The sequence below is a fragment of the Burkholderia sp. MR1-5-21 genome (genome assembly GCF_053427715.1).
In genome coordinates, this window is the sequence record NZ_JBSAXD010000049.1 from 1 (window position 1) to 25,655 (window position 25,655).

22 protein-coding genes are annotated in these 25,655 nt (G+C 67.5%); 13 read left to right on the plus strand and 9 right to left on the minus strand.

Annotated features, from left to right (window positions below):
* Positions 1-99: 99 nt before the first annotated feature.
* The 3 genes from ACV229_RS37915 to ACV229_RS37925 form a co-directional block, all read right to left on the minus strand.
* Positions 100-489, minus strand: a complete 390-nt coding sequence (locus ACV229_RS37915) for a nuclear transport factor 2 family protein (protein WP_448088171.1) — start codon at positions 487-489, stop codon at positions 100-102.
* 88 nt (positions 490-577) lie between these two features.
* A complete protein-coding gene (locus ACV229_RS37920; RefSeq protein ID WP_448088172.1) occupies positions 578-1,189 on the minus strand; it encodes a hypothetical protein in 612 nt (203 codons plus the stop codon).
* A 214-nt stretch (positions 1,190-1,403) separates the two neighbouring features.
* Positions 1,404-2,096 carry a TetR family transcriptional regulator C-terminal domain-containing protein gene (locus ACV229_RS37925; RefSeq protein ID WP_448088173.1) on the minus strand — a complete coding sequence of 231 codons (693 nt, stop codon included), beginning with the start codon at positions 2,094-2,096 and terminating at the stop codon, positions 1,404-1,406.
* A 354-nt stretch (positions 2,097-2,450) separates the two neighbouring features.
* Here ACV229_RS37925 and ACV229_RS37930 point away from each other — a divergent pair, with 354 nt between their 5' ends.
* The 5 genes from ACV229_RS37930 (at position 2,451) to hydA (ending at position 9,703) form a co-directional block, all read left to right on the plus strand.
* The gene (locus tag ACV229_RS37930; protein WP_448088174.1) at positions 2,451-3,731 is read left to right on the plus strand and encodes an allantoate amidohydrolase; all 1,281 of its coding nucleotides are present in this window, start codon (positions 2,451-2,453) and stop codon (positions 3,729-3,731) included.
* A 126-nt stretch (positions 3,732-3,857) separates the two neighbouring features.
* Complete coding sequence (locus ACV229_RS37935) at positions 3,858-5,195, plus strand: NAD(P)-dependent oxidoreductase (RefSeq protein ID WP_448088175.1); 1,338 nt, start codon at positions 3,858-3,860, stop codon at positions 5,193-5,195.
* A gap of 69 nt (positions 5,196-5,264) precedes the next feature.
* Complete coding sequence (preA, locus tag ACV229_RS37940) at positions 5,265-6,572, plus strand: NAD-dependent dihydropyrimidine dehydrogenase subunit PreA (protein WP_448088176.1); 1,308 nt, start codon at positions 5,265-5,267, stop codon at positions 6,570-6,572.
* A gap of 114 nt (positions 6,573-6,686) precedes the next feature.
* Positions 6,687-8,195: an NCS1 family nucleobase:cation symporter-1 gene (locus ACV229_RS37945; RefSeq protein WP_448088177.1), complete on the plus strand. Its 1,509-nt coding sequence runs from the start codon at positions 6,687-6,689 to the stop codon at positions 8,193-8,195.
* Positions 8,196-8,245: 50 nt separating this feature from the next.
* On the plus strand, positions 8,246-9,703 hold the full coding sequence (gene hydA, locus ACV229_RS37950; protein WP_448088178.1) for a dihydropyrimidinase: 1,458 nt from the start codon (positions 8,246-8,248) through the stop codon (positions 9,701-9,703).
* Positions 9,704-9,836: 133 nt separating this feature from the next.
* On the opposite strand, the gene ACV229_RS37955 is transcribed toward hydA, so the two are convergent.
* The gene (locus ACV229_RS37955) at positions 9,837-11,231 is read right to left on the minus strand and encodes a sensor histidine kinase (protein WP_448088179.1); all 1,395 of its coding nucleotides are present in this window, start codon (positions 11,229-11,231) and stop codon (positions 9,837-9,839) included.
* Positions 11,218-11,904, minus strand: coding sequence for a response regulator transcription factor (locus ACV229_RS37960; protein WP_448088180.1), 687 nt, complete (start codon positions 11,902-11,904; stop codon positions 11,218-11,220). The genes ACV229_RS37955 and ACV229_RS37960 overlap by 14 nt, the downstream gene beginning before the upstream one ends.
* Before the next feature lie 146 nt (positions 11,905-12,050).
* Between ACV229_RS37960 and ACV229_RS37965 the strand changes: the two genes are divergently transcribed.
* The 4 genes from ACV229_RS37965 to ACV229_RS37980 all read left to right on the plus strand — a co-directional run bounded on the left by ACV229_RS37965 (position 12,051) and on the right by ACV229_RS37980 (position 18,692).
* Positions 12,051-12,728 (plus strand): response regulator transcription factor, encoded by a 678-nt coding sequence (locus ACV229_RS37965; RefSeq protein WP_448088181.1) that lies wholly within the window; start codon positions 12,051-12,053, stop codon positions 12,726-12,728.
* Positions 12,729-12,886: 158 nt separating this feature from the next.
* A complete protein-coding gene (locus tag ACV229_RS37970) occupies positions 12,887-14,365 on the plus strand; it encodes an efflux transporter outer membrane subunit (protein WP_448088182.1) in 1,479 nt (492 codons plus the stop codon).
* Entirely contained in the window at positions 14,362-15,570 is a 1,209-nt protein-coding gene (locus ACV229_RS37975) for an efflux RND transporter periplasmic adaptor subunit (RefSeq protein WP_448088183.1), read from the plus strand. The genes ACV229_RS37970 and ACV229_RS37975 overlap by 4 nt, the downstream gene beginning before the upstream one ends.
* Entirely contained in the window at positions 15,567-18,692 is a 3,126-nt protein-coding gene (locus ACV229_RS37980) for an efflux RND transporter permease subunit (RefSeq protein ID WP_448088184.1), read from the plus strand. Before ACV229_RS37975 ends, ACV229_RS37980 begins: the two co-directional genes overlap by 4 nt.
* Positions 18,693-18,734: 42 nt before the next feature.
* Here ACV229_RS37980 and ACV229_RS37985 read toward each other — a convergent pair whose 3' ends face one another.
* The 4 genes from ACV229_RS37985 to msrB all read right to left on the minus strand — a co-directional run bounded on the left by ACV229_RS37985 (position 18,735) and on the right by msrB (position 23,610).
* Positions 18,735-19,844 carry a Rieske 2Fe-2S domain-containing protein gene (locus ACV229_RS37985; protein ID WP_448088185.1) on the minus strand — a complete coding sequence of 370 codons (1,110 nt, stop codon included), beginning with the start codon at positions 19,842-19,844 and terminating at the stop codon, positions 18,735-18,737.
* Positions 19,845-20,331: 487 nt separating this feature from the next.
* Positions 20,332-21,075 (minus strand): peptide-methionine (S)-S-oxide reductase MsrA, encoded by a 744-nt coding sequence (gene msrA, locus ACV229_RS37990; RefSeq protein ID WP_448088186.1) that lies wholly within the window; start codon positions 21,073-21,075, stop codon positions 20,332-20,334.
* Between the two features lie 63 nt (positions 21,076-21,138).
* Positions 21,139-23,064 carry a cytochrome c biogenesis protein DipZ gene (locus tag ACV229_RS37995; protein WP_448088187.1) on the minus strand — a complete coding sequence of 642 codons (1,926 nt, stop codon included), beginning with the start codon at positions 23,062-23,064 and terminating at the stop codon, positions 21,139-21,141.
* A 30-nt stretch (positions 23,065-23,094) separates the two neighbouring features.
* Positions 23,095-23,610, minus strand: a complete 516-nt coding sequence (gene msrB / locus ACV229_RS38000) for a peptide-methionine (R)-S-oxide reductase MsrB (RefSeq protein WP_448088188.1) — start codon at positions 23,608-23,610, stop codon at positions 23,095-23,097.
* A 287-nt stretch (positions 23,611-23,897) separates the two neighbouring features.
* Between msrB and ACV229_RS38005 the strand changes: the two genes are divergently transcribed.
* The 4 genes from ACV229_RS38005 to ACV229_RS38020 all read left to right on the plus strand — a co-directional run bounded on the left by ACV229_RS38005 (position 23,898) and on the right by ACV229_RS38020 (position 25,604).
* Positions 23,898-24,092, plus strand: a complete 195-nt coding sequence (locus ACV229_RS38005; protein WP_047904609.1) for a type II toxin-antitoxin system VapB family antitoxin — start codon at positions 23,898-23,900, stop codon at positions 24,090-24,092.
* The gene (vapC, locus tag ACV229_RS38010) at positions 24,089-24,493 is read left to right on the plus strand and encodes a type II toxin-antitoxin system VapC family toxin (protein ID WP_448088189.1); all 405 of its coding nucleotides are present in this window, start codon (positions 24,089-24,091) and stop codon (positions 24,491-24,493) included. The genes ACV229_RS38005 and vapC overlap by 4 nt, the downstream gene beginning before the upstream one ends.
* A gap of 80 nt (positions 24,494-24,573) precedes the next feature.
* Complete coding sequence (locus tag ACV229_RS38015; protein WP_448088190.1) at positions 24,574-24,699, plus strand: DNA-binding protein; 126 nt, start codon at positions 24,574-24,576, stop codon at positions 24,697-24,699.
* Between the two features lie 80 nt (positions 24,700-24,779).
* Positions 24,780-25,604: an alpha/beta fold hydrolase gene (locus ACV229_RS38020; RefSeq protein WP_448088191.1), complete on the plus strand. Its 825-nt coding sequence runs from the start codon at positions 24,780-24,782 to the stop codon at positions 25,602-25,604.
* Positions 25,605-25,655 lie beyond the last annotated feature (51 nt).

Genomic DNA, 25,655 nt, shown 5'->3' on the forward strand with positions numbered 1-25,655 from the left:
CAACGTCAGACTGCGTCGGTACGAACAGATCACCCGAATCCATCCTGCCGCAATCGAGCGGAAACGACGCTCAATCCCTCCCATGTGACCATTTCGCCGTTACGGATCGACGCGTGCTGACGTGATGTCGGATGCATGTCCCGCGACGACGCGCCAGGTTGTGCCGGATTGCCGCCACAGGCGCGTGTATGCAAACGAGCCGGCGAAAGCCGCTGCATCGAAGTGACCGGCGAGCGTTGCCTTCGTGGTAACCAGAACCATCTCGCCGATCGCGTGCGCCCGGGTCTCGTGGAGATCGAGCCTGTCGAGACGCAGGCGCTTTGCACGATGTGCCGAAAGGTCGTCGTCCTTCGAGATGACCCGGCCATCCGGCACGGTGAATATCAGATCGTCGTCCAGCAATGCGTCGAGCGCTTCGACATCGTTGGTCAGCATGGCCGCTCGAAGCGCGGCTTCGTATTGCTCGACGATTGTCCGGATTGCATCCATCTCGGGTTCTCGCATCTCAAGAGGTTATGGTTCCGCCGATGGTCGGCAGGCACGTGGCTTCAGAAACCAGGCGTTGCGGAAGCCCGGACTACGCGCGGGGGCCTGCTCGCGCGTTCGACAGCGATTGGCGCCGGACAATCATCAGCAGGCAGATGCCGATCGACGCGATGATATTGACCGTCGGGTAAAATCCGACCGCCACACTCCACGTTCTCAGCGCCAGCAGGGCCAGCGCGTATTTGAGGACGCACAGCGCGAAATAGACGAGGCTTTCGCTCCACGGATCACGAATGGTCTTGCGGACGGTCGGACCGAGGGCGGCAAGCTCGATCAACGTCACGAGGCAGATCGAGATCGTCGGGTCCGCGGTCAGCATCCAGAGCGGAATGGCTGAAAGGGCCGCGCACAGAAGGAACCAATCGGATCCTGTCCAGCCGCGCTCGCCTCGAAAAATACTTGCCACGAAGGTCAGAATGCATGTGACGGCGATCGCCGCCGTGCACCACGCGGAAGGTCCGGCACCCGCAACAAACTGACCGGCGGCAGCGATCGTCGTGACGACCGACCAGACAAGCCACGTGAACAGATGCGGACGAACGGTGCGCCTGCAGATCGCGAGTCCGTACGGAATCGCTGCCAGCAAGGACACGGCAGAGCCGACGACACCCAAGATCGAAGCGGCACTCTGATCGACGTTCACTCTCGAAGCGACCTCGTTCGCACAGAACAATCAGTATGTGGTCGCGATGCAATGCATCGCGCTTGGCGCTTGTGACGATCCGTGCCGGATACACGTCGGCACTCGGTATGGCCGGATCAGCCGGCAATCGCCGAGCGGGCCGCGCACTTCGATTTCAAACGAGTCGGCTTTGTCCGCCGCCACCCATCGCAAACAAACAGCACCCTGAGGCGGGCTACCGTTTCGCCGTCGGCGAAACGGCCCCACATGCGCGAATCACGAGCTGCACGACCTGTTCCGTCTTCTCCGCAAACGCCTTCTGCGTCAACGCCCGCTTCCCGCTCAATGCTCGGATCTGCGCGTCGAAATCCGCGTAGTGCTGCGTCGTCGCCCAGATCATGTACATCAGCGCCTGAGGGTCGACCGGCGCGAGCAGCCCGCGCGCGATCCAGTCGTCGATCACGGTCGCGCGCGTGTCGAGCCACGGCTTGACGCGCTGCGAGAGGATGTCCTGCATGTGCTCGGCACCCTGGATGATCTCGTTGGCCCAGACCTTCGAACCGAGCGGACGCCGGCGCGACAGTTCCATCTTCACACGTACGTAGCCGCCGATCGCGGCCACCGGATCGTCACTGCTTTCGAACGTGTTGGCGGCACGGTGCCAGTCCTCGAACACGTCCTCGAGCACGCGGCGATACAGCGCGAGCTTCGTCGGGAAGTAGTAATGCAGGTTGGCCTTCGGCAATCCGGCGCGCTCCGCGATCATCGCGGTGCTCGCACCGTCGAGCCCGCGTTCGGCAAAGACGGCCTCCGCACACGCAAGCAGATGCGCCTCGTTCGACTCGCGGATGTGTGCCTTGCGTCGCCGCAAAGGTGCGGACGTTTCTTCGCTTTCCATCACTTCGCCTGCTGCTTCGTCACGTTTCATCGTTGGCCTCGCACGGCACGCGTGCCGCGTTGCGCTTCATTCTAGCCGCTGAGCAGCGGGATGACACGGGCACGGAATTCAGCGCGACCACGCGATGCTGCGATGCGGTGGCACGCTTCTCGCTATATCCGTTCATGCAAGAAAGACGTTGATTTGGCGGACAGTTTCGCCTAAAACCTGTCCAATCGGACAGGATTCGGAGGGCGGCGGATGACGCGGGTGAAGCACCCGGTCATGCGGCGGACGACAACCGGAAACGCGCACCGTGCGCGTGCGGACATGCCCCGGAATGCATCCCGCATGCACCGGCATCGATTGAACCGACAGCAGGACTGATCCAGAGGAGCGACACGAATGGGCGCAGTATCGGAAACAGTGAAGCGGGCAGATATCGATCCGTCGATCAAGGTCGACGGCAAGCGTTTGTGGGACAGCCTGATGTCGATCGCGACGATCGGCGCGACGCCGAAGGGCGGCGTTTGCCGTCTCGCGCTCACCGATCTCGACAAGGCCGGCCGCGACCGGATCGTCGGATGGGCGAAAGCGGCCGGCTGCACGGTGACGGTCGACCGGATGGGCAATGTCTTCATGCGTCGCGAGGGACGCGTGCCGGGCGCGGCACCCGTCGTCACCGGCTCGCATGCGGATTCGCAGCCGACCGGCGGCCGCTTCGACGGCATCTACGGCGTGCTGGGCGGCCTCGAAGTGATCCGCAGCCTCAACGATCACGGGATCGAAACCGAGCATCCGATCGAACTGGTGATCTGGACCAACGAGGAAGGCTCGCGCTTCGCGCCCGCGATGGTCGCGTCGGGCGTGTTTGCCGGCGTGTTCTCGCTCGAGTACGGGCTGTCGCGCAAGGACGTCGACGGCAAGACGATCGGCGAGGAACTGGCGCGCATCGGCTACGCGGGCGACGTGCCATGCGGCGGCCGCCCGCTGCATGCGGCGTTCGAACTGCATATCGAGCAGGGGCCGATTCTCGAAGCGGAGCAGAAGACGATCGGCGTCGTCACCGACGCGCAGGGGCAGCGCTGGTATGAAATCACGCTGACGGGGCAGGAAGCGCACGCAGGCCCGACGCCGATGCCGCGCCGTCGCGATGCGCTGCTGGGCGCGTCGCGCGTGGTCGACCTCGTCAACCGGATCGGGCTCGATCATGCGCCGTTCGCATGCGCGACGGTGGGCATGATGCAGGTTCACCCGAATTCGCGGAACGTGATTCCGGGGCGCGTGTTCTTCACCGTCGACTTTCGGCATCCTGACGATGCCGTGCTCGCGCAGATGGACGCCGCGCTGCGCGACGGCGTGGCGCGCATCGCGGCCGGTATCGGCCTCGACACGCAGCTCGAACAGATTTTCTACTACAAGCCGGTGGCGTTCGACGCCGATTGCGTGAAGGCCGTGCGCGCGGCGGCCGAACGGTTCGGCTATACGCATCGCGACATGGTGTCGGGCGCGGGCCACGACGCGTGCTATCTCGCGCAGGTCGCGCCGACGTCGATGGTGTTCGTGCCCTGCGTCGACGGCATCAGCCACAACGAAATCGAGGACGCGACGCCCGAATGGATCGAGGCGGGCGCGAACGTCCTGCTGCACGCGATGCTGTCGCGCGCATGCGAGCCCGCTTCATGACGACGCAACCGTAGCCGGACGTCCCGCTATCGACTGACCGCAGCACCCAAAAAATACGCCGTCCCGGCTCCGCGTCCGCGCAGCCGGCAGGCACGGCTTTGTCCTCACCTTGACGAAGGAACGTGTATGGCCACCCAGCAAACCGGCGACATCGCCGCGCATCGCCTGTCGTCCACGCAACTCTCGTGTGAATTCGCCGATATCGCGCCGCTGCTCGATCCGACTGCCGCGGCGGCCGCGGCGAGCCGCTGCCACTACTGCTACGACGCGCCGTGCGTGCAGGCGTGCCCGACGCAGATCGACATTCCCGGCTTCATCCGCAAGATCGGCAACGGCAACCTGAAAGGCGCGGCGACGGACATCCTGTCCGCAAACCCGCTCGGCGGCATGTGCGCGCGCGTATGCCCGACCGAGATCCTGTGCGAAGGCGCGTGCGTGCGCAATCACCAGGACGCGCAGCCCGTCGCGATCGGCGCGCTGCAGCGGCATGCGACCGACTGGGCGATGGGATCGGGCGCCGTATCGTTCCGGCGGGCGCCGGACACGGGGCGGCACGTGGCGGTGGTCGGCGCGGGGCCGGCGGGGCTCGCGTGCGCGCATCGGCTCGCACTGGCCGGCCATCGCGTGACGCTGTTCGACGCGCGCGCGAAGGCGGGCGGGCTCAATGAATACGGCATTGCCGCGTACAAGACCGTCGACGATTTCGCGCAGCGCGAGGTCGACTGGCTGTTGTCGGTCGGCGGCATCGAGCTGAAGACGGGCGTCGCACTCGGGCGCGACGTGACGCTCGACGGGCTGCGCCAGCAGCACGACGCGGTGTTTGTCGCGATCGGCCTCGGCGGTGTCCGTGCGCTCGCCCTCGAAGGCGAGGATCTCGCCGGCGTGATGAATGCGGTCGATTTCATCGAACAGGTGCGGCAGGCCGATGCGCTCGAGAACGTGGCGGTCGGGCGCCGCGTCGTCGTGATCGGCGGCGGCAACACGGCGGTCGATGCGGCCGTGCAGAGCCGCAAGCTCGGCGCGGAGCGCGTCACGATGGTGTATCGGCGCGGCGTCGAATCGATGAGCGCGACCTGGGCGGAACGCGAGTTCGCGCAGAAGAACGGCGTGACGCTCGTCACGCATGCAAGGCCGGTGCGCCTGCTCGGCCGCGACGGGCAGGTGACGGGCGTGGCGTTCGAAGCCGCGTCGGGCGAGCGGTTCACGGTCGACGCCGACATGGTGCTGAAGGCGATCGGGCAGACGCTCGTGCCGGTCGGCGTCGCACGCGAACTGCTGACGCTCGACGGCAGCCGGATCGCGGTCGACGCGAACGGGCAGACCACGTTGCCGGACGTCTGGGCGGGCGGCGATTGCGCGGCGACGAACGGCGTCGACCTGACGGTCCAGGCGGTCCAGGACGGCAAGGTCGCGGCCGCGTCGATCGACGCCGCGCTCGCGCAGCGCGACGCGCGCGCGGCCTGACCGGCGCCGTCCGCACCCATCGACCGCATCACCGATCACGATAGCGACCCCACTCTCACGGAGCCGAACATGGCCGACCTTCGCTGCACCATCGCGGGCATCACTTCGCCGAACCCCTTTTGGCTCGCGTCCGCGCCACCGACCGACAAAGCGTACAACGTGAACCGCGCATTCGAAGCGGGCTGGGGCGGCGTCGTGTGGAAGACGCTCGGGCTCGATCCGCACGTCGTCAACGTCAGCTCGCGCTACGGTGCCGTCCAGTGGAACGGGCAACGTATCGCAGGACTGAACAACATCGAACTGATCACCGACCGTCCGCTCGACGTGAACCTGCGCGAAATTGCGCAGGTCAAGCGCGACTGGCCGGACCGCGCGCTGATCGTATCGCTGATGGTGCCGTGCAACGAACGCGACTGGAAATGGATCCTGCCGCTCGTCGAGGATACAGGCGCCGATGCGGTCGAACTCAATTTCGGGTGCCCGCACGGGATGAGCGAGCGCGGGATGGGCGCGGCGGTCGGGCAGGTGCCCGAGTACGTCGAGATGGTCACGCGCTGGGTGAAGGAGGGCACGAAGCTGCCCTGCCTCGTGAAGCTGACGCCGAACATCAGCGACATCCGGATGGGTTCGCGCGCCGCGTACAAAGGTGGCGCGGACGGCGTGTCGCTGATCAATACGATCAACTCGATCGTCGCAGTCGATCTCGACCAGATGGCGCCGATCCCGACGGTCGACGGCAAGGGCACGCACGGCGGCTACTGCGGCCCGGCGGTCAAGCCGATCGCGCTGAACATGGTCGCGGAAATCGCGCGCGACCCGGAGACGCCGAACCTGCCGATTTCCGGCATCGGCGGCATTTCGACCTGGCGCGATGCGGCCGAATTCATCGTGCTCGGCGCGGGCAGCGTGCAGGTGTGCACGGCGGCGATGCATTACGGCTTCCGGATCGTGTCGGATCTCGCCGACGGGCTGTCGAACTGGATGGACGAGAAGGGCTACGCGACGCTCGACGACGTGCGCGGCCGCGCGGTGCCGAACGTGACCGACTGGAAATACCTGAACCTGAACTACGACATCAAGGCGCGCATCGACCAGGATCGCTGCATCCAGTGCGGGCTGTGCCACATCGCATGCGAGGACACGTCGCACCAGGCGATCACGCGCGAGAAGGACGGCGTGCGCCACTTCGAGGTGATCGATGCCGAATGCGTCGGGTGCAATTTATGCATGCATGTGTGTCCGGTCGAGCAATGCATCACGATGGAGCGCGTCGACTCGGGCAGCTACGCGAACTGGACCACGCATCCGAACAATCCAGCGCGCGTCGACGCAGGCGCGAGCACGGCGGCGCCCGACAAGCACGCAAAGGCCGCTTGACCGGCGTCCGGCGCGTCCCGTGGGCAAACCTTGCGACGTGCCGTTTCAGATTCTTTCGACCCGTTGCCACGCACAGCGCGGCACGGGCCCGGATGATACCGTGGAGTGCTTTCGATGAAGCTGACAGCGACCCCCGCCGATCCTCATGGCGCAGCCGCGCATGGCGGCAGTCTCTACAACGACGATCTCGCGCCGACGACGACCGCGCAGCGCACGTGGAAGTGGTATCACTTCGCGGCGCTGTGGGTCGGGATGGTGATGAACATCGCGTCGTACATGCTCGCGGCCGGCCTGACCGAGGAAGGCATGTCGCCGTGGCAGGCGGTGCTGACCGTGCTGCTCGGCAACCTGATCGTGCTCGTGCCGATGCTGCTGATCGGTCACGCGGGCGCGAAACACGGCATTCCGTACGCGGTGCTCGTGCGTTCGTCGTTCGGCACGCAAGGCGCGAAGCTGCCGGCGCTGCTGCGCGCGATCGTCGCGTGCGGCTGGTACGGGATCCAGACCTGGCTCGGCGGCAGCGCGATCTACACGCTGCTCAACATCCTGACGGGCAACGCGCTGCATGGCGCCGCGCTGCCGCTGGTCGGCATCTCGGCCGGGCAGCTCGCGTGCTTTCTGGTGTTCTGGGCGCTGCAGCTCTACTTCATCCTGCACGGCACCGATTCGATCCGCTGGCTCGAAAGCTGGTCGGCGCCGATCAAGGTCGTGATGTGCGTCGCGCTCGTCTGGTGGGCGACGTCGAAGGCGGGCGGGTTCGGCTCGATGCTGTCGGCGCCGTCGCAATTCGCGGCGGGCGGCAAGAAGGAAGGGCTGTTCTGGGCGACGTTCTGGCCGGGCCTGACCGCGATGGTCGGCTTCTGGGCGACGCTCGCGCTCAACATCCCCGATTTCACGCGCTTCGCGCATTCGCAGCGCGACCAGATGATCGGGCAATCGGTCGGGCTGCCGGTGCCGATGGCGCTGCTGTCGATCGTGTCCGTGGTCGTCACGTCGGCGACCGTCGTGATCTACGGCAAGGCGATCTGGGATCCGATCGACCTGACGAGCCGGATGACCGGCATCGGCGTGGGCGTCGCGCTCGTGATCCTCACGCTCGACACGATGTGCTGCAACCTCGCCGCGAATCTCGTCGGCCCCGCGTACGACTTCTCGAGCCTGTGGCCGAAGCGGATCTCGTATCGCACGGGCGGCCTGATCACCGCGACGATCGCGATCGTGATGATGCCGTGGAAGATCCTCGCGACCACCGACGGCTACATCTTCACGTGGCTCGTCGGATATTCCGCGCTGCTCGGGCCGGTCGCGGGCATCCTGATGGTCGACTACTTCCTGATCCGCGGCACGCAGCTCGACACGCGCGCGCTGTTCGACGAGAACGGCCGCTTCAGCTACACGCGCGGCTGGAATCCGGCGGCACTGGCCGCGCTCGCGGTCGGCGTGCTGCCGAATCTGCCGGGCTTCCTGCATACCGCGTTTCCCGCATCGTTCCCGAACGTGCCGGCCTTCTTCAACACGCTCTACACGTATGCGTGGTTCGTCGGCCTGGTGCTGGCGTCGGCCGTGTACGCGGCGTGGATGAAATGGCGGGCCGGGCAAGGCGCGCAGGTCGCAAGCGCGTGAGCGGCACAACGCGTGGCTCAAACACTGACAGTCAACGAGGAGGCAGCAACATGGCAATCCTGATTCGCGGCGGCACCGTGGTCGATGCAGACCGCACCTGGCGCGCGGACGTGCTGTGCGCCGACCCGCAGGACGGCGGCACGATCCTGCAGATCGCCGACGTGATCGACGCGCCGGCGGGCGCGACGATCGTCGACGCGCATGGACAATACGTGATGCCGGGCGGCATCGATCCGCATACGCACATGGAATTGCCGTTCATGGGCACGACGGCGAGCGACGACTTTTACACGGGCACCGCGGCCGGGCTCGCGGGCGGCACGACCAGCATCATCGACTTCGTGATCCCGAGCCCGAAGCAGCCGCTGATGGACGCGTTCCGCGCATGGCGCGGCTGGGCGGAAAAGGCGGCGGCCGACTACGGCTTTCACGTCGCGGTGACGTGGTGGGACGAGACCGTGCATCGCGACATGGGCGCGCTCGTGCACGATCACGGCGTGTCGAGCTTCAAGCATTTCATGGCGTACAAGAACGCGATCATGGCCGACGACGAGATCCTCGTGAACAGCTTCTCGCGGTCGCTCGAACTCGGCGCGCTGCCGACCGTGCATGCGGAAAACGGCGAGCTCGTGTTCCGCCTGCAGCAGGCGCTGCTCGCGCGCGGGATGACGGGACCGGAGGCGCATCCGCTGTCGCGTCCGCCCGAGGTCGAAGGCGAGGCCGCGAACCGTGCGATTCGCATCGCGCAAGTGCTCGGCGTGCCGGTCTATATCGTGCATGTATCGTCAAAGGACGCGGTGGACGCGATCGCGCGGGCGCGCATCGAAGGCCTGCGCGTGTTCGGCGAAGTGCTGCCGGGGCATCTCGTGATCGACGAGGCCGTGTATCGCGATCCCGACTGGACCCGTGCGGCCGCGCACGTGATGAGCCCGCCGTTCCGCACGGCCGGGCATCGCGAGGCGCTGTGGCGCGGGCTGCAGTCCGGGCAGCTGCATACGACGGCGACCGATCATTGCGTGTTCTGCGCGTCGCAGAAGGCGATGGGCCGGGAAGATTTCACGAAGATCCCGAACGGGTGCGGCGGTGTCGAGGACCGGATGTCGGTGCTGTGGCATCACGGCGTGAATCAAGGCCGCATCACGCCGAACGAGTTCGTGCGGATCACGTCGACGAACGCCGCGCAGATCTTCAACCTGTATCCGCGCAAGGGCGCGGTGCAGGTCGGGGCCGACGCTGATCTGGTCGTGTGGGATCCGGCCGCGACGAAGACGATCTCGGTGAACACGCATCATCAGAAGGTCGATTTCAACGTGTTCGAGGGAATGACGGTGCAAGGCGTCGCGACGCATACGCTCACGCGCGGCGCGCTCGCGTGGGCTGACGGCGACCTGCGTGCGGTGCGCGGCGCGGGACGGTACCTGAAGCGGCCGCCGAATGCCGCCTATTACGAGGCGGCGCGGGTCGCGAACCGGCTCAAGGAACCGCATCCGGTCGAGCGCAAAGGCTGAGCCGCTTGCGTGGCGCGGGCGGGCAGCGTGAACAGGCTGGCCGTCGCGCCGTCGGCAAGCGCGCAGTTTCTTCGTCGTGCTCGCGATCCATCTGCTGGATCACGCCAGGATAGTCGTCGTCGGCCGCGGCCGGTCATTCATGCGGCGCCGGCCGGCGGGCGGCTGCATTCCGCCCGCGCGGCACGAACAGCGTCACGCTGCAGCCGGCCGCGACGTCGTTGAAGCGGAGCGCCATCCCGTGCATCGTCGCGACGGCGGCGGCAAGGCTGAGCCCGAGGCCGCTGCCGGGCGTATGGCGGCTCGTTTCTGCGCGATAGAACCGTCGTAGCACCGTCTGCCGTTCCTCGGGCGGGATGCCGGGGCCGTCGTCGGCGATCGTGATGCCGATGCCTGTCGCGTCGCGAAACGGCTGGATCGACACATGGCCGCCTTCCGGCGCGAACTTGATCGCATTGTCGACGAGATTGGCCAGCGCTTCGAACAGGAGGTTGCGGTCGCCCTGCAGCTCGAGCGGACCGCCGTGCACCCGGCGGTAGTCGAGCGTGACGCGCTTGTCTTCGGCGGTGGGTTCGTAGTATTCGACGACGTCGTCGGTGACCGTGGCGAGATCCACGAGGGCAAAACTCTGCTGGCGCACGTGGGACTCGATCTCCGAAATGCGCAGCAGCGCATTGAAGGTGTGCAGGATGCTGCCCGTCTCGGCGATCGTGTCGTCGATCGCCGCGCGATAGTCGGCCTCGGTCCGTGCGCGCCGCTGGGCGCGCTCGAGCCCCGCGAGCAGGCGGGTGAGCGGCGTGCGCAAGTCGTGCGCGATCGCGTCGCATACGCCCTTGACCTCGTGCATCAGCCGCTCGATCTCGTCGAGCATGCCGTTGACGACGTGCACGAGCCGTCCGACGTCATCGTGCTTCGTCTGCACCGGCAGGCGCCGGCTCAGGTTGCCGGACACGATCTCCTCGATTGAACGCGTGACGGCGTCGAGCCGCCGCACCGCGCCGATGCCGACGATCGCGGCGCCGACGAGCCCCGTCAGCAGCATCAGCAGGCCGGTTGTCACCAGCACGTGCAAAAGCTCCTCGTCGAAGTGATCGAGGTCGCGCGTGTTCTGGCATTGCAGCGCAGTGCGGCCGTCCGGCAACTGCGTGGCGATGCAGCGGCCCGGCGCATGGTGCTTGCCGCCCAGGCTCAGCCGCATCGGAAACGGCTTGTCGAATACCGGGATCGCTGGCCGGTCGCCCACATAGCCGCCCGCGAGGTGCTTGCCCTGCGCGTCGAACAGGCCGAACGGCCGCTGCTGACGGGGATCGAACTGGCTTTGGTGCGTGAAGCGCGCGACCAGGTCGGCATGATCGTCGCGTACGGTGGCGGCGTGTTCACGGATCAGCCAGTCGTCGACGCGCTCCGTCTCGAACCCGGTGATTTCGATGTAAAGGTAGGCGAACAGCACGACCGATACGACGCCGAACAGCGCGAGGAACAGCGTCGCGAGCCGGAAGCTGGTGGTGCGGTGGAGGTCAGTCAGCTGCACGGAGCGTATATCCCGAGCCGCGCACAGTCTGGATCAGCGACAGCCTGCCGGTCGGATCGAGCTTCTTGCGCAAGCGGCTCACATGCACGTCGATCACGTTGGTCCGTTCGTCGAGGCGGTAGCCCCAGACGGCCTCGAACAGCATCGTGCGGCTCACGGTCTGGTCGGCGTGCCGCATCAGGAATTCGAGCAACAGGTATTCGCGCGGCAGCAGCGCGACGGGCCGCCCGGCGCAGGTGACTTCGCGGGTCAGCAGGTTCAGCGACAGCGGGCCGACCTGGTATTCCTGTACCGCGCTCGCGGGAGCGTCGCGGCGGCGCATCAGCGCGTCGAGGCGGGCCGTCAGCTCGATGAACTCGAATGGCTTGGTCAGGTAGTCGTCGCCGCCGGCGCGCAGGCCACGCACCCGCTCGTCGACGGCGGACAGCGCGCTCAGGATCAGCACGGGCGTCGTCACGCCGGCGCTGCGGATGGCCGCCAGCATGCCGAGACCTTCGATTTCGCCGGCCAGCATCCGGTCCAGCACGATCGCGTCGTACTGCTTCGCGACGGCGAGCATGAGGCCGTCGCGCCCCGTCCGGGCGGATTCGACCATCCAGCCGTAATCGGTGAGTGCGCAGACGATTTCGTCGAGGGTCTGATGATCGTCCTCGACGACCAGAACGTTTGACATGAGGAATCCGCCAGGGAAGGGTGCCCGGCTGCCGAAGGTCTGCCGGCCGGACGCGCAGCGTACACTACGCGATGGCAGTATGCGCGGGCTTGTCCAACAGCCAGTTCGCGCCAACATGAAATAAATTTAACCTAATTCGTTCCAGCATGCGGATCCTGATCGTCGAAGACGACGCGCGCGGCGCCCAGTTCATCGCGCGCGGCCTGACGGAGAGCGGCCACGTCGTGGACACCGCGGGCGATGGCGCGCTCGGGCTCGCGCTCGCGCGCGAAGGCATCTACGACGTGATCGTGACCGATCGCAAGCTGCCGGGGCTCGACGGTGTCGAGCTCGTGCGGCGCCTGCGCGAGCAGGATCGGGCGACGCCGGTGCTGATGCTGTCCGCGATTGCCGGACTGGGCGACCGCGTCGACGGGATTCGCGCCGGCTGCGACGACTACCTCGCGAAGCCCTACGCGTTCGCGGAGTTGCTGGCGCGTGTCGAATCGCTCGCACGGCGTGCCGACCGCACGCGGCTGCAGGACGTGCTGCGCGTGGCCGACCTGTCGCTCGACCGGCGTACGCGCCGGGTGAGCCGGGGCGGCCGCGACCTGCTGCTGCAACATCGCGAGCACCTGCTGCTCGAATGCCTGATGCGGCACGCCGGGCAGGTCGTGACACGCAGCATGCTGCTCGAGGCGGCCTGGGACTACCAGTTCGAGCCGCGCGGCAATGTGATCGACATGCACGTGCATCGGCTTCGCGGGAAGATCGACCGCGATTTCGCGCAACCGCTGATCCATACCGTCGTCGGCGCCGGCTACATGCTGCAGGGTGATGCCTGAGCGTGCTCACGCCGCATCCCGCCAGCCATTAAATTTATTTAATCTTCGAGCGAAAGGCCGGACAGGTACGCATCGCTATCCTCGTCGCGTAAAAGTTGCGAGGGAGTCGATCGATGCTTCGGTTGGACGGTCCGCCACCCCGGCGCACCCCACGGCACGTGCCGTTTCAAGGTCTGGTTGCCGTTGCGTTGCTGGCGGCATCGCTGGCAGGCTGTTCGTTCGTGCCGGCCTACCAGCGTCCGGCGCCGCCCGCGCCCGCTACATGGAACGACGCCGCGCAGTCGTCGCTCGCCGGCACGGTGCCCGTCGCGAGCGGCTGGTGGCGCACGTACGGCGATGCCGCGCTCGACGCGCTCGTCGAGCGCGGGCTGCAGCACAACTATTCGCTCGCGTCGGCGCTTGCCAGCGTCGACGAGGCGCGCGCCAACGCGGAGAAAGCCGGCGCGCCGCTGTTTCCGTCACTGAGCCTGAACGGCACGTTCGATCGCAGCCATCACCGTAGCGGCAGCGGCGGTTCGTCAGGCTCGGGCAGTTCGAGCCGCAGCCAGAGCCTGTTCGCCGAGGCGAGCTACGAGATCGATTTCTGGGGCCGCAACGCCGCCAACGCGAACGCGGCGGACACGCTGGCGCAGGCCGCCGGCTTCGATCGCGACACGGTCGCGCTGACGCTGACCGCGTCGATCGTCGACACCTATTTCCAGGTGCAGAGCCTGCGGCAGCGCGTGGCGCTCGCGCAGTCGATCTCGGCCAACGCAGCGCGCATCCTCGCGTTGCTGCAGGCCCAGCAGGCAGCGGGCGTCGCGACCGAGCTCCAGGTGCAGCAGCAGCGCAACGCGCTCGCGACCTTTCAGGCGACGATTCCGGCGCTGCGCCAGCAGCTCGACCAGAACCTGCATTTGCTCGCGACGCTCGTCGGCTCGGCGCCGGAGGGCTTCGATGTCGCGGCGGCGCCGCTGGCCGGCATTCCGGTGCCGCAGCCGCGCCCGAACCTGCCGGCCAGCCTGCTCGACACGCGCCCCGACATCCGCGCGTCGGAAGCGCGGCTTCAGGCGGCCAACTATGACGTCGGCGCCGCGCGCGCCGCGTTCTTTCCGAACCTCGTGCTGACGGCTGACGGCGGGCTGAGCAGCAGCGCGCTATCGCACTTCCTGGCGAGTCCGTTCGCGAGCGTGGCCGCTGCGCTGACCGCGCCGATCTTCGACGGCGGCGCGTTGCGCGGCCAGCTGCATGCGAGCGAGGCGGCGTCCGCGAAGAGCGTTGCCGATTACCGCCAGACGATCGTCACCGCACTGCAGGACGTCGAGGACATGCTGACGGCCACGTCGCAGCAGCAGCAGGTCGAGGCCGCCGATCAGGAGGCCGCCGGCGCAGCCCGCAAGGCCGCGCAACTGGCCGATGCGCAATTCCGCAGCGGCACGGTCGATTTCCTCACGGTGCTCGATACGCAGCGCACGCGCTATCAGTCCGAAGACGCGCTCGTGCAGACGCGCCTGGCCCGGCTGCAGGCGTCCGTCGGGTTGTTCCGTGCGTTCGGCGGCGGCTTCGGCGTGACGGAAGCCTCGCCCGCCCCCGCCCCGGCAAGCGCGGCTGCGCCCGCAGTGCCGCCCATCACTTCATCGTCTTCCATCGCGCCATGAATCACATTGCCGATCTTCCCCCGCGACAGCCGCCGCCGCGCGGCCGCCGCTTTCCGGCGCGGCTCGTCGCCGGCGCCGCCGCCGCGCTCGCACTGGTCGCGTGGTGGCAATGGCCGAAGCATGCCGCGCCGGCCGCCGCGCCGGCCGTGCCGGTCACGGCCGGGCATCCGGTGCTGGCCGATTTCCCGATCCGGGCCGTCGCGGTCGGCACCGTGCAGGCGCGCAATGCCGTCGATGTGAAGGTGCGCGTTGACGGCCAGCTCCAGCGTGTGCTGTTTGCCGAAGGGCAGGACGTCAAGGCCGGGCAGGTGCTCGCCCAGCTCGACCAGGGGCCGCTCACCGCGCAACTGCGCCAGGCGGAGGCGACGCAGAACAAGGACCAGGCCAGCCTCGAGAATGCGAAGCTCGATTTCGAGCGCTATTCGAAGCTGGTCGGAATCGGCGCGGCAACGACGCAAAGCGTCGATACGGCGCACACGCAGGTCAAGGCGCTGACGGCGACGGTTGCCGCCGACGCCGCGATCGTGCAGAACGACCGCCTGCAGCTCGGCTTCACGACGCTGGCCGCGCCGTTCGCCGGGCGGGCCGGCGCGCGCGAGGCCGACATCGGCGCGATCGTCCACCCGGGCGACGCGACGGGCATCGTGACTGTCACCCAGATGGAGCCGATCGACGTGCAGTTTTCGGTACCGCAGGACGTGCTGCCCGACCTGCTGGACGGCCAGGGCCGGGCGCCGCTGCCCGTCACCGTCACGGCACGCGCGGGCGGCGAGCCGCTCGCGCAGGGCACGTTGAGCTTCATCGACAGCCAGGTCGACCGGACCACCGGCCAGATCAAGCTGAAGGGCGCGTTCGCCAATGCCGACCGCAAGCTGTGGCCGGGCGAACTCGTGAACGCGCGGGTACTGCTGCGCACCGACCGCCAGCGCGTCGCCGTGCCGAGCCGCGCGATCGTCAACACACAGTCCGGCCCGCAGCTCTATGCGATCGACGCGTCCGGCAAGGCGCGGTTGCGCGCGGTGCAAACGGGTGTCGCGGTCGACGGGATGACGGAGATCCGGGGCGGCGTCGCGGTTGGCGACCTCGTCGTGTTCGAAGGCCAGAGCCGCCTCAATCCGGGCACGCCGGTTACGGCGAAGCTCGTCGGCGCGCGCGAAGAGGCCGCGGCGCCCGCGCCGGCCGCGACACTGGACGCAGCGCCATGAGCCTGCTCGAACTGTTCATCCGGCGGCGCGTCGCGACGTCGTTTCTCGCGATCGCCGTGCTGCTCGTCGGGCTCGTCGCGTACTTCATGCTGCCCGTCGCGCCGCTGCCGCAGGTCGATTTCCCGACGATTCAGGTCGTCGCGAAGCTGCCGGGCGCGAGCGCGGACACGATGGCGACCTCGGTGGCGACGCCGCTCGAACGACAGCTGTCCAACATCTCCGGCATCACTCAGATGACGTCGTCGAGCTCGCTCGGCACGACGTCGATCGCGATCCAGTTCGACCTGTCGCGCGACATCAACAGCGCGGCGCAGGATGTCCAGACCGCGATCAACGCGGCGGGCGGCACGCTGCCGAAGAACCTGCCGAATCCGCCGACCTATGAAAAGGTCAATCCGGCAGACTTCACGCTGCTGTCGCTTGCGCTGACTTCGCCGTCACTGACGCTCACGCAGCTCGACAGCTATGCGGAGAATTTCCTGGCGCAGCAGATCTCGCAGATGCCGGGCGTCGGCCTCGTCGATTTCCACGGGCAGCAGCGGCCGTCGGTGCGGATTCGCATCGACCCGGACAAGCTTGCGGCGCGCGGGCTCACGCTCGAGGACGTGCGCTCGATCGTCGGCGTGCAGACCGTCAACGCGCCGAAGGGCAACCTCAACGGCCCGGATCGCTCGGTCGTGCTCAATGCGACCGACCAGCTCACCTCGGCGGCGGGCTACCGCAACCTCGTCGTCGCCTACAAGAACGGCGCGCCGGTCCGGCTCGACGATCTCGGCACGGTAGTCGAGGCGGCGGAGGACACGCAGCAGGCGGCCTGGCTGCAGCATGAGCGCGCGATCATCATCGACGTGCACAAGCAGCCGGGCTACAACGTCGTCTCGACGATCCGCAACATCACGTCGCGCCTGCCGCAGCTCGAGGCGTCGCTGCCCGCGGCTGCGCACGTGCACGTCGTCGGCGACCGCACGCAGACGATCGACGCATCGGTGCACGACGTGCAATTCACGCTGATGCTGACGATCGCGCTCGTCGTGATGGTGATCTTCTCGTTCCTGCGCAATGTCTGGGCCACCGTGATTCCGAGCCTGACCATCCCGCTGTCGCTGGTCGCGACGTTCGGCGTGATGGTCCTGCTCGACTACAGTCTCGACAACCTGTCGCTGATGGGGCTCACGATCGCGGTCGGCTTCGTCGTCGACGATGCGATCGTCGTGATCGAGAACGTGATGCGCCACATCGAGGAGGGCGTGCCGAAGTTGCGCGCCGCGCTGCTCGGTGCGCGCGAAGTGCGCTTCACGATCGTGTCGATGACGATCTCGCTGATCGCCGTATTCATTCCGATCCTGATGATGGGCGGCATCGTCGGCCGGCTGTTCCGCGAGTTCGCGGTGACGGTGAGCGTCGCGATCGTGATGTCGGCGCTGGTCTCGCTGACCGTGACGCCGATGCTGTGCGGCTGGCTGATCCGTCCGCCGGGCTCGGACGGCGGCAGGCTGCGGACGGTCGAGCGCTGGCTCGAAGTCGCGTTCGTCGCGGTCGAACGGCATTACGAGCGCGGGCTCGACTGGGCACTCGCGCATCGCAAGGTCATGCTTGCCGTGACCGTCGCGACCGTCGCGCTGACGGCCGCGCTGTTCGTCTACATGCCGAAGGGCTTTTTCCCGCAGGAGGATTCGGGGTTGATCATGGGCGTCGCGCAGGCGGCGCCCGACATCTCGCCGCAGGCGATGGCCGGGAAGATGCAGCAGCTCGGCCGCATCGTCGAGGCCGATCCCGCCGTCGACAACGTGTATTACTGGATCGGCCCGAACCCGACCGTGAGCCAGGGCCGCATGATGATCAACCTGAAGCCGTTCGGCCAGCGCACGGCCAGCGCGGCGCAGGTGCTCGCGCGGTTGCGGCCGCAGGTCGCGAAGGTCATGGGCATCACGTTGTCGATGCAGGTCCGGCAGGACATCCAGGTCGGCGGGCGGATCAGCGCCGCGCAGTATCAGTACACGCTGCAGGACGCTGACGTGCAGGAGCTGAACCTGTGGGCGCAGCGCCTGACGAAGCGCTTCGCGACGCTGCCGCAACTGACCGACGTGACGTCCGACCAGCAGGCGTCGGCAACGAGCGCGACACTCGTGATCGACCGCAATACCGCGTCACGCTTCGGCATCACCGCGCAGGCGATCGACGACACGCTCTATGACGCCTTCGGCCAGCGCCAGATCGCGACGCTGTTCACTTCGCTGAACCAGTACCACGTGGTGGAGGAGGTCGATCCGCGATTCCAGCTGACGACCGATGCGCTCGCGCACCTGTACGTGCGTTCTCCGCTGACCGGCGAGCTCGTGCCGATGAACGTGCTGGTCAGCCTCGAGAACAACGTGTCGCCGATCTCGGTGAACCACCAGGGGCTGTTCCCGTCGGTGACGATCTCGTTCAACCTCGCGCCGGGGCAGTCGCTCGGCAATGCCGTGACCGCCATTCGCGCGGCCGAGGCGGCGGCGGGCAAGCCGGACACGGTCACGGGCACGTTCCAGGGGACGGCGCAGGCGTTCCAGGCGTCGCTCGCGAGCGAGCCTTACCTGATTCTTGCCGCGCTCGTCGTCGTGTACCTCGTGCTCGGGATGCTCTACGAGAACCCGATCCATCCGCTCACGATCATCTCGACGCTGCCGTCGGCGGGCGTGGGTGCGCTGCTCGCGCTGCTGCTCTGCAAGCAGGACCTGTCGATCATGGGCATGATCGGCATCATCCTGCTGATCGGCATCGTCAAGAAGAACGCGATCATGATGATCGACTTCGCGCTGGTGGCCGAGCGCGAGCAGGGCCTCGCGCCGGTCGCGGCGATCCGCCAGGCATGCGTGCTGCGCTTCCGGCCCATCATGATGACGACGCTGGCCGCGCTGTTCGGCGCGCTGCCGCTCGCGATCGGACACGGCGCGGGCGCCGAGTTGCGGGTGCCGCTCGGGATCGCGATCGTCGGCGGGCTGATCCTGTCGCAACTGCTCACCCTTTTCACGACACCGGTCGTCTATCTGGCCTTCGATCGGCTCGCGCGGCGTTTCGAACGCAACACGCACGGGGACGACGCAATGCTCGAGCCGGAAGTCGAGGCCGAGCGATTGTCGTGATCGTGTCGGGGCAGGGCCGCGTCGAGATCGGCGGCCGTCGCATTACCCGTGATCGCCCGCGTCGCGAATCGGGATCACCGTGCGGCTGCCGCAGGTGCGCAGCAGGTCGCGCAACTCGTTGATCACCGGAAACACCTCGTGATTGCAGTCGGCGCCCTGCCGGTCGTGCGCCTCCTGTTCGCGCTCGACGATCCAGCGGTCTTCCTTGAAGATGCGCTCGGTGAACCACACGAGCAGCGGCCACGCGAGATCGAGCGCGAACGGCACGCCGGGCCGGCGGATCGATAGCAGGCCGAACGTGCGGTTGGTGCGCTGCGCCGCGTCGAGCGGCACGTAGACGATCCACAGATCCATCACCAGCGTGCCTTCGCTCGAGAGGATCTGCAGCGTCTGGTACGGATAGCTGGTGCGCACCGTCATCACGCTCTTGTCGGTCTGGTCGCCGGCTTTCCTGCTGGCGCCGAACACGAGCGCCTCGCCGACGGGCTGCTTGCCCTCCATCCGCGCGAATGTATAGTCCACCTCGACCCAGTCGTCGCCGCGCCGGCGGCCCAGGGAACGCGCGCGCATCTGCCCCATCTGCCGCCGATGCAGGAACTGGTGGTTCATGTCCATCAGGTTCTCGTGCATGAACGAGTAGTGGCACTTGACCTCGCGGCCGAGACGGCGCGTCTTGTACGCCTTGTCGGCCACCGACGGCAATTCGGGGACCGGCCGCTGCTCGGCCAGCGCCGCGTCGCCGGGGAACACGAAGATCAGGCCGCGCACCTCGCGGCACGGATAGGCGCGCACGCCGTTGGGCAGGCGCTCCCGCCCGAGATAGGGCACGTCGATGCAGCGGCCGCTGCAGTCGTAGGTCCAGCCGTGGTAGCAGCAGCGGATGGACTCGCCGGTCACGACGCCCGCATGCAGCGGCACCTGCCGGTGCGCGCAGCGGTCTTCGAGCGCGAAGACTGCGCCGGATCCGGTGCGCACCAGCACGATCGGATCGCCGGCGAAGCGCACGCCCAGCGTCTTGCCACGCTTGAGCTCATGCGACCACGCGAGCGGATACCAGTGATCGGGATGAATCGGCACGCGGCGCAAGTCGCGCGTCGGCGCGCTGGCGGTCGGGTCGATGGGGTTGCTGTCCAGCACAGGCACTGCACGCATGCGCGACGCCTCCTTCGGTGACGGGAGCTGCGACCGCCGCTGAAAGCGAACGGTGGATCTCATGCAGTCTACGCGAAAGTATGAACGTGGAAACGACCGGATCCAGGTGCGCGCGGCATGGGTAGGGTAGATCTCTACGTCCCGCGCCGGCCGGACGGTGGAATCCGCTGCGCGTCGATGCGATGCAGCACGGCGCCGTGCAGCGACGCGCGCGATCGTTCAGCTTTGCTTGATGCGTGTGGATGGCTGCGCGGGTGCTGGAGCGGCCCGCGGCTGCCGCGATCGAACCTGCTGCCGTCCGATCGCAGCGGCCATGGTGTGCTGTCTCGGCAAGCCGTGCAGTTTGGTGCGGTACAGCGCGCGTGCGATTCGCATTGCGCATCGCGGCGCGCAATGCCGATCGTTGCGTGCGCTTCGATCGGCGTTGCCACGGCGTGCGCGCGAGCCGTGCCGCGGTCGCCCGGAGCACGCGGCGCGAGCCGCATCGTCACGAATGCGACTGCCGCCAGAGCACCGCGTCGGATCGGTAGATCGACGGGAACAGCCGCTTCAGTCCGGCGACCTTCGGCAGATCGTTGTACGCGATGTACGGCGCGTCCGGATGCAGCTCGAGGTAGTTCTGGTGGTAGGTCTCGGCCGGATAGAACCCGCCGAACGTCTCCACGCGCGTGACGATCGGCGCGGAAAACACGTGCGCGCGGCCGAGCTGCGCGATGTAGGCGGTCGCGACCGTGCGCTGCTGCGCGTTGGTCGGGAAGATCGCCGACCGGTACTGCGTGCCGTCGTCGGGGCCCTGGCGGTTCAGCTCGGTCGGATCGTGCACGACCGAGAAGAAGATCTGCAGCAGCCGGCCGTAGGTGATCTGCGCGGGATCGTAGACGATGCTGACCGATTCCGCGTGCCCCGTCATCCCGGTGCCGACGAGCGTGTAGTGCGCGGTCGCCGCCACGCCGCCCGCGTAGCCGGCGGTGACCTGCTTCACGCCCTTCACGTGCTCGAACACGCCCTGCACGCCCCAGAAGCAGCCACCTGCGAGGACGGCCGTTTCGTCGTGCGAGGCGGTGGGCGATTCATCGAGCGCGGGCGCGGGCATGACCGCGACCGGCTCGGCCGAGTTGACGATGCGCTGGTAGCCGAACGCGGCCAACGCGGCCACGGCGAGTACGCCGAGGCGATGCCGAAGGGTCGACCCGCGCCGCGATGCGGGCCGTTGCGATGATGTGGTGTTCACGATGTGCTCCTGTGTCGAACCGGACGAGGCGAAACCGGATGTCTGTCGAGGTCCCGCATTCGCTCAGCCGAACGTGAACGAATACGCGTGCACGCCGGGGTCGAGAAACTCGATCGAGAACGTGCGGTCTGCAATCGGGCCGCGCTGGCGGACGAGCTGATAAAGGCGCTGTCCCGTCACGGTGCCGTAGCCTTGCGCGTCGACGTCGGTGCCATGCGCGTCGCCGGGCGCCGCGCCGTCGAGCGCGATCCGGAAGCGGATCGGCTTGCCGCTCGCGTCCGGCCCGAGCACGAGGTGCAGGTCGCGCGCATGAAAGCGGTAGACGATCCGGCCGGCGGGCGCGGCGAGCGTCGCGTCTTCCGCGCCGACGTTCCAGGTGCCGGCGAGCCCCCAGTCGTTGAGACCGGGGCGCGCCGGCGCGTCGTAACGGTGCGCGGCACCGCGTGCGACGCCGCCGGGCGATGCGAAATCTTCCGCACGCGCATAGCCGATGTAGGTCTCGGGCGACTGGATGTCCGCGTTGTCGGCTGCGGCCATCGCGCCGCGCGCGCCCGCACCGGCAAGTCCGACGGGCACGTCGAGCGCCTCCGGATGGCCGGCTTCCGCGAGCAGCGCCTGGATCGCGCGCTCCGATTCCGCATATTCGCCTTCGCCGAAGTGATGGCGGCGGATCCGGCCTTGCGCGTCGACGAAGTAGTGCGCGGGCCAGTATTCGTTGCCGAACGCGCGCCAGATCGCGTAGTTGTTGTCGATCGCGACCGGGTAGTCGATGCCGAGATCGTGCACGGCCTTGCGGACGTTGCCGAGGTCCCGTTCGAACGCGAATTCAGGCGCGTGCACGCCGATCACGACGAGCCCGTACGGTGCGTACTTGTGCGCCCACGACTGGAGGTAAGGCAGCGTGCGCAGGCAGTTGATGCACGAGTAGGTCCAGAAATCGACGAGCACGACCTTGCCGCGCAGGCCGGCCGACGTGAGCGGCGGCGAGTTCAGCCACTGCACGGCGCCGTCGAGCGCGGGGAGCGTGCCTTCGACCGGCAGCGATGCGGCCGCGGCGGCGCGCACCGGCTGCATCGCGGTCTGCGGCGACGTGTCGGCCGCGCGCATCATCGCACCGCCGTCCGGTTGCGCGGGCGCGCCCGCCGCGGTCATCACGCCGTCAGCCGGCGCATTGCCTGTCGTGTTCGTCGCGTTCGCCACGTTCGCCACGTTCGCCACGTTCGCCACGTTCGCCGCGGCCATCGCCGGCTGCGCGCCGGGCGCGCGGCCGCCGAGGCGGTCGACGAGCTTCGCCTCGAGGCCGCCCGTGGTGACCGTCGACAGCTGCGCGAGGGCGCCCGTATCGAGCCCGAGCGCGATCGCGCCGACGCCGGCCAGCAGCGCCGCGCCGATCCCGCGCCGGATCCATTCGCCCGCGCCGAGCGAGCGCTTCATCGCGGCGAACACCTTGCCGCCGATTACGAGCGCGACGCCGAGCGACGTTGCCGCGCCGGCCGCGTAAGCGACGAGCAGCAGCGTCGTGCCGACGTTCGCACCGTGCAGCGCGGCGCCGGTCAGCACGAGCCCGAGGATCGGACCGGCGCACGGCGCCCACAGCAGGCCGGTCGCGATGCCGAGCAGCAGCGACGAGCCGGGGCCGGCCGGGCGGCCGTCGCGCTGCGCGAGACCGGTGAGCCGGTTGCCGGCGGCGACGAGCGGGCGGGTCAGGTGTTCCGCGACGCGCGGCATCAGCAGCGTCAGCCCGAATACCGCGAGCAGCGCGAGCGCGGCCCAGCGGCCGGCCTGGTTGGCCTGCGCGGCCCAGCCGCCGCCGACGGCGGCGAGTGTCGCCACGACGGCGAACGTGAGCGCCATGCCGGCGAGGAGCGGCAGGCCGGTGCGCACGAACGGCTGGTCGGCGCGCGCGAAGACGAACGGCAGCACGGGCAGGATGCACGGGCTCAGGATCGTGAGCACGCCGCCGAGGTAGGCGAGGACGATGAGCAACATGAGGCGATCTCCAGTCGTTTGGGGGCCGGATCAGGCGGCAGTCGGATGGAATGCGAGCGCGAGGCCGTTCATGCAGTAGCGCAGGCCGGTCGGCTTGGGCCCGTCGTCGAACACGTGGCCGAGATGGCCGCCGCAGCGGCGGCACAGCACTTCGGTGCGGATCATCCCGAACGACAGGTCGGTCTTCGTCGCGACCGCGTGGTCGAGCGGCGCCCAGAAGCTCGGCCAACCGGTGTGGCTGTCGAACTTCGTCGTCGACGAGAACAGCGGCAGCTGGCAGCCCGCGCACGCGAACGTGCCGTGCCGGTGCTCGTCGTTGAGCGGGCTGCTGTACGGCGGCTCGGTGCCGGCTTCGCGCAGGATCTCGTACTGCGCGGGCGTCAGCATCCGATGCCATTCGGCGTCCGTGTGGACGACTTCGAAGCCGCCGGCGGGCGGGGCAGCCACGGCGCTGCGGAACATTGCGCGGCGACCGGTCGAGGTCAGCGCGGCGAGCGCCGCGAGGCCGGTGGCGCCGGCAAACAGAAAGCGTCTGCGGGTGTGCATGATGGGCTCCTCGGTGCGGGTCCTGGAAACATGCGCACATCGTAGGGACGGGCCCGTACCGAAGTCCTCACGGAAAGTTAAATGATTTGTGATGATTGGCCGGGTGTTGCGGCGAGGTGTGCTGGAATCCGTCTGAGCCCCGGCTGACAAGGGCTTTCGGGGGGGATGGTCTGTCGACATCCGCCGGCTTCCGGTGCGAGCCGCGATTTCAGTGGCTGCGCGCGGGCGGATGCCGGGTCCTGCAATGTGTATAATCGTAACCATCTATACACACTACGAGGTATGTCATGCGTACCAATATTGAAATCGACGACAAGTTGATGGCCGAGGCGCTTGCCGCGACCGGTATCAAAACCAAGCGGGAAGCCGTCGAGCTCGGTCTGAAAACGATCATCAGGCTCAAACAGCAAGAGCAGATTCGCCAGTTCCGCGGAAAACTCCACTGGGAAGGTGATCTCGACGCCATGAGGACTGATCGATGACGCTCGTGGATTCGAGCGTCTGGATTGATTATTTCCGTGGCAAGGTTTCGCCGGAAACCGACAAGCTTGACGCTTTGCTGGGCAAGGAGGCGCTGTTGTCTGGCGACCTGATCGTGACAGAAGTGTTGCAGGGTTTCTCGGCCGAATCCGAATTCAATGTGGCCCGCCAGCTGATGACGACGCGCTTGGATGTTGTGTCGCTGGTCGGCACCGACAACGCCGTCCAGGCCGCACGAAATTATCGTGACTTGAGAGCGCGAGGCGTGACGATCCGCAAGACCATCGACACGCTGATCGCGACTTACTGTATTGAGAACAGCGTTTCGCTGCTGTACAGCGATCGGGACTTTGATCCATTCGTCCAATATCTGGGTCTTCGATCAGCCCTTCTGGATGACTGATTGAAGCCAGGCTACTCATGTACTTGAGGCTGATATGAGTCCCGGTTTTAGTTGGAAAACTCCGGCTCATTCGCCTGGTCGTGCAGCGCGCCCGCGACGCGCTGATCGCGCTGGGGCAGCATGCATCGATCGACGCGATACGTGACGCGCTCGGCAACACCGGCTCGCACTCTGCCGCCTCGGTGCCGGGATGCACCAACGGATGACGCCTGGCATCGCAGTGCGTGGCAACGATTGGTTGGCCGGATTCACGAAGGAAACCGTTTTTCTCAAACTCAGAGTTGAAATGCACACACGCGTTATTCAAGGCAGCACGCTGCACTACCAGGAGCACGGCACTGGATTCCCGGTACTGCTCGGACACAGCTATTTGTGGGATGCCGCAATGTGGGCGCCGCAGATCGAGGCACTGTCCCGTACGTACCGGGTCATCGTGCCGGACTTGTGGGGACACGGGCTGTCGGGCGCGCTTCCCGACGGGACGCAGACGCTGGGCGATCTGGCGGCTCACGCGAGCGCATTGCTCGACGCGCTCGGGATCGAGCAATGTGCGATCGTCGGGCTGAGCGTCGGCGGCATGTGGGGACCGCAACTCGCGTTGCGCGAGCCCGAGCGCGTGCGCGCGCTCGTCCTGATGGATACGTCGCTCGAGGCCGAGCCCGACGTGACACGCACGCGCTATTTCCAGATGCTCGACGCGATCGAGGCTGCAGGCAGGATCGCGCCGCCACTGCTCGATGCAATCGTGCCGCTGTTCTTCCGGCCTGGTGCAGACCTGACGGGCGCCGTGCCTGCCGCGTTCCGCAATGCGCTGGCGAATCTTTCGGCGGACCGACTGAGGCAATCGATCGTGCCGCTCGGCCGGATCATCTTCGGCCGGCCGGACACACTGTCGACGCTCGCCGCGCTGGACGGCGCGCGGACACTGCTGATGTGCGGTGCCAACGACGTCGCGCGCCCGCCGGCCGAAACCGTGAAGATGGCCGGTGTGATCGGCTGCCGGCACGTGTTCGTGCCCGACGCGGGCCACATCTCCAATCTGGAGAATCCGGCCTTCGTCACGCAGAGGCTGCTCGAATGGCTCGGCGAGCAGCGGGTGTCGGCAGGTTGACGAGCGGGCAATCGAGCAGCGATCAGTCAAACTGCGACTGTCGGTAAGCAA

Coding starts and splice junctions, on each gene's coding strand:
- ACV229_RS37915 (WP_448088171.1), bottom strand. CDS start 489: ATGGATGCAATCCGGACAATCGTCGAGCAATACGAAGCCGCGCTTCGA.
- ACV229_RS37925 (WP_448088173.1), bottom strand. CDS start 2,096: ATGAAACGTGACGAAGCAGCAGGCGAAGTGATGGAAAGCGAAGAAACG.
- ACV229_RS37930 (WP_448088174.1), top strand. CDS start 2,451: ATGGGCGCAGTATCGGAAACAGTGAAGCGGGCAGATATCGATCCGTCG.
- ACV229_RS37935 (WP_448088175.1), top strand. CDS start 3,858: ATGGCCACCCAGCAAACCGGCGACATCGCCGCGCATCGCCTGTCGTCC.
- preA (WP_448088176.1), top strand. CDS start 5,265: ATGGCCGACCTTCGCTGCACCATCGCGGGCATCACTTCGCCGAACCCC.
- ACV229_RS37945 (WP_448088177.1), top strand. CDS start 6,687: ATGAAGCTGACAGCGACCCCCGCCGATCCTCATGGCGCAGCCGCGCAT.
- hydA (WP_448088178.1), top strand. CDS start 8,246: ATGGCAATCCTGATTCGCGGCGGCACCGTGGTCGATGCAGACCGCACC.
- ACV229_RS37960 (WP_448088180.1), bottom strand. CDS start 11,904: ATGTCAAACGTTCTGGTCGTCGAGGACGATCATCAGACCCTCGACGAA.
- ACV229_RS37965 (WP_448088181.1), top strand. CDS start 12,051: ATGCGGATCCTGATCGTCGAAGACGACGCGCGCGGCGCCCAGTTCATC.
- ACV229_RS37975 (WP_448088183.1), top strand. CDS start 14,362: ATGAATCACATTGCCGATCTTCCCCCGCGACAGCCGCCGCCGCGCGGC.
- ACV229_RS37980 (WP_448088184.1), top strand. CDS start 15,567: ATGAGCCTGCTCGAACTGTTCATCCGGCGGCGCGTCGCGACGTCGTTT.
- ACV229_RS37985 (WP_448088185.1), bottom strand. CDS start 19,844: ATGCGTGCAGTGCCTGTGCTGGACAGCAACCCCATCGACCCGACCGCC.
- ACV229_RS37995 (WP_448088187.1), bottom strand. CDS start 23,064: ATGTTGCTCATCGTCCTCGCCTACCTCGGCGGCGTGCTCACGATCCTG.
- msrB (WP_448088188.1), bottom strand. CDS start 23,610: ATGCACACCCGCAGACGCTTTCTGTTTGCCGGCGCCACCGGCCTCGCG.
- ACV229_RS38005 (WP_047904609.1), top strand. CDS start 23,898: ATGCGTACCAATATTGAAATCGACGACAAGTTGATGGCCGAGGCGCTT.
- vapC (WP_448088189.1), top strand. CDS start 24,089: ATGACGCTCGTGGATTCGAGCGTCTGGATTGATTATTTCCGTGGCAAG.
- ACV229_RS38020 (WP_448088191.1), top strand. CDS start 24,780: ATGCACACACGCGTTATTCAAGGCAGCACGCTGCACTACCAGGAGCAC.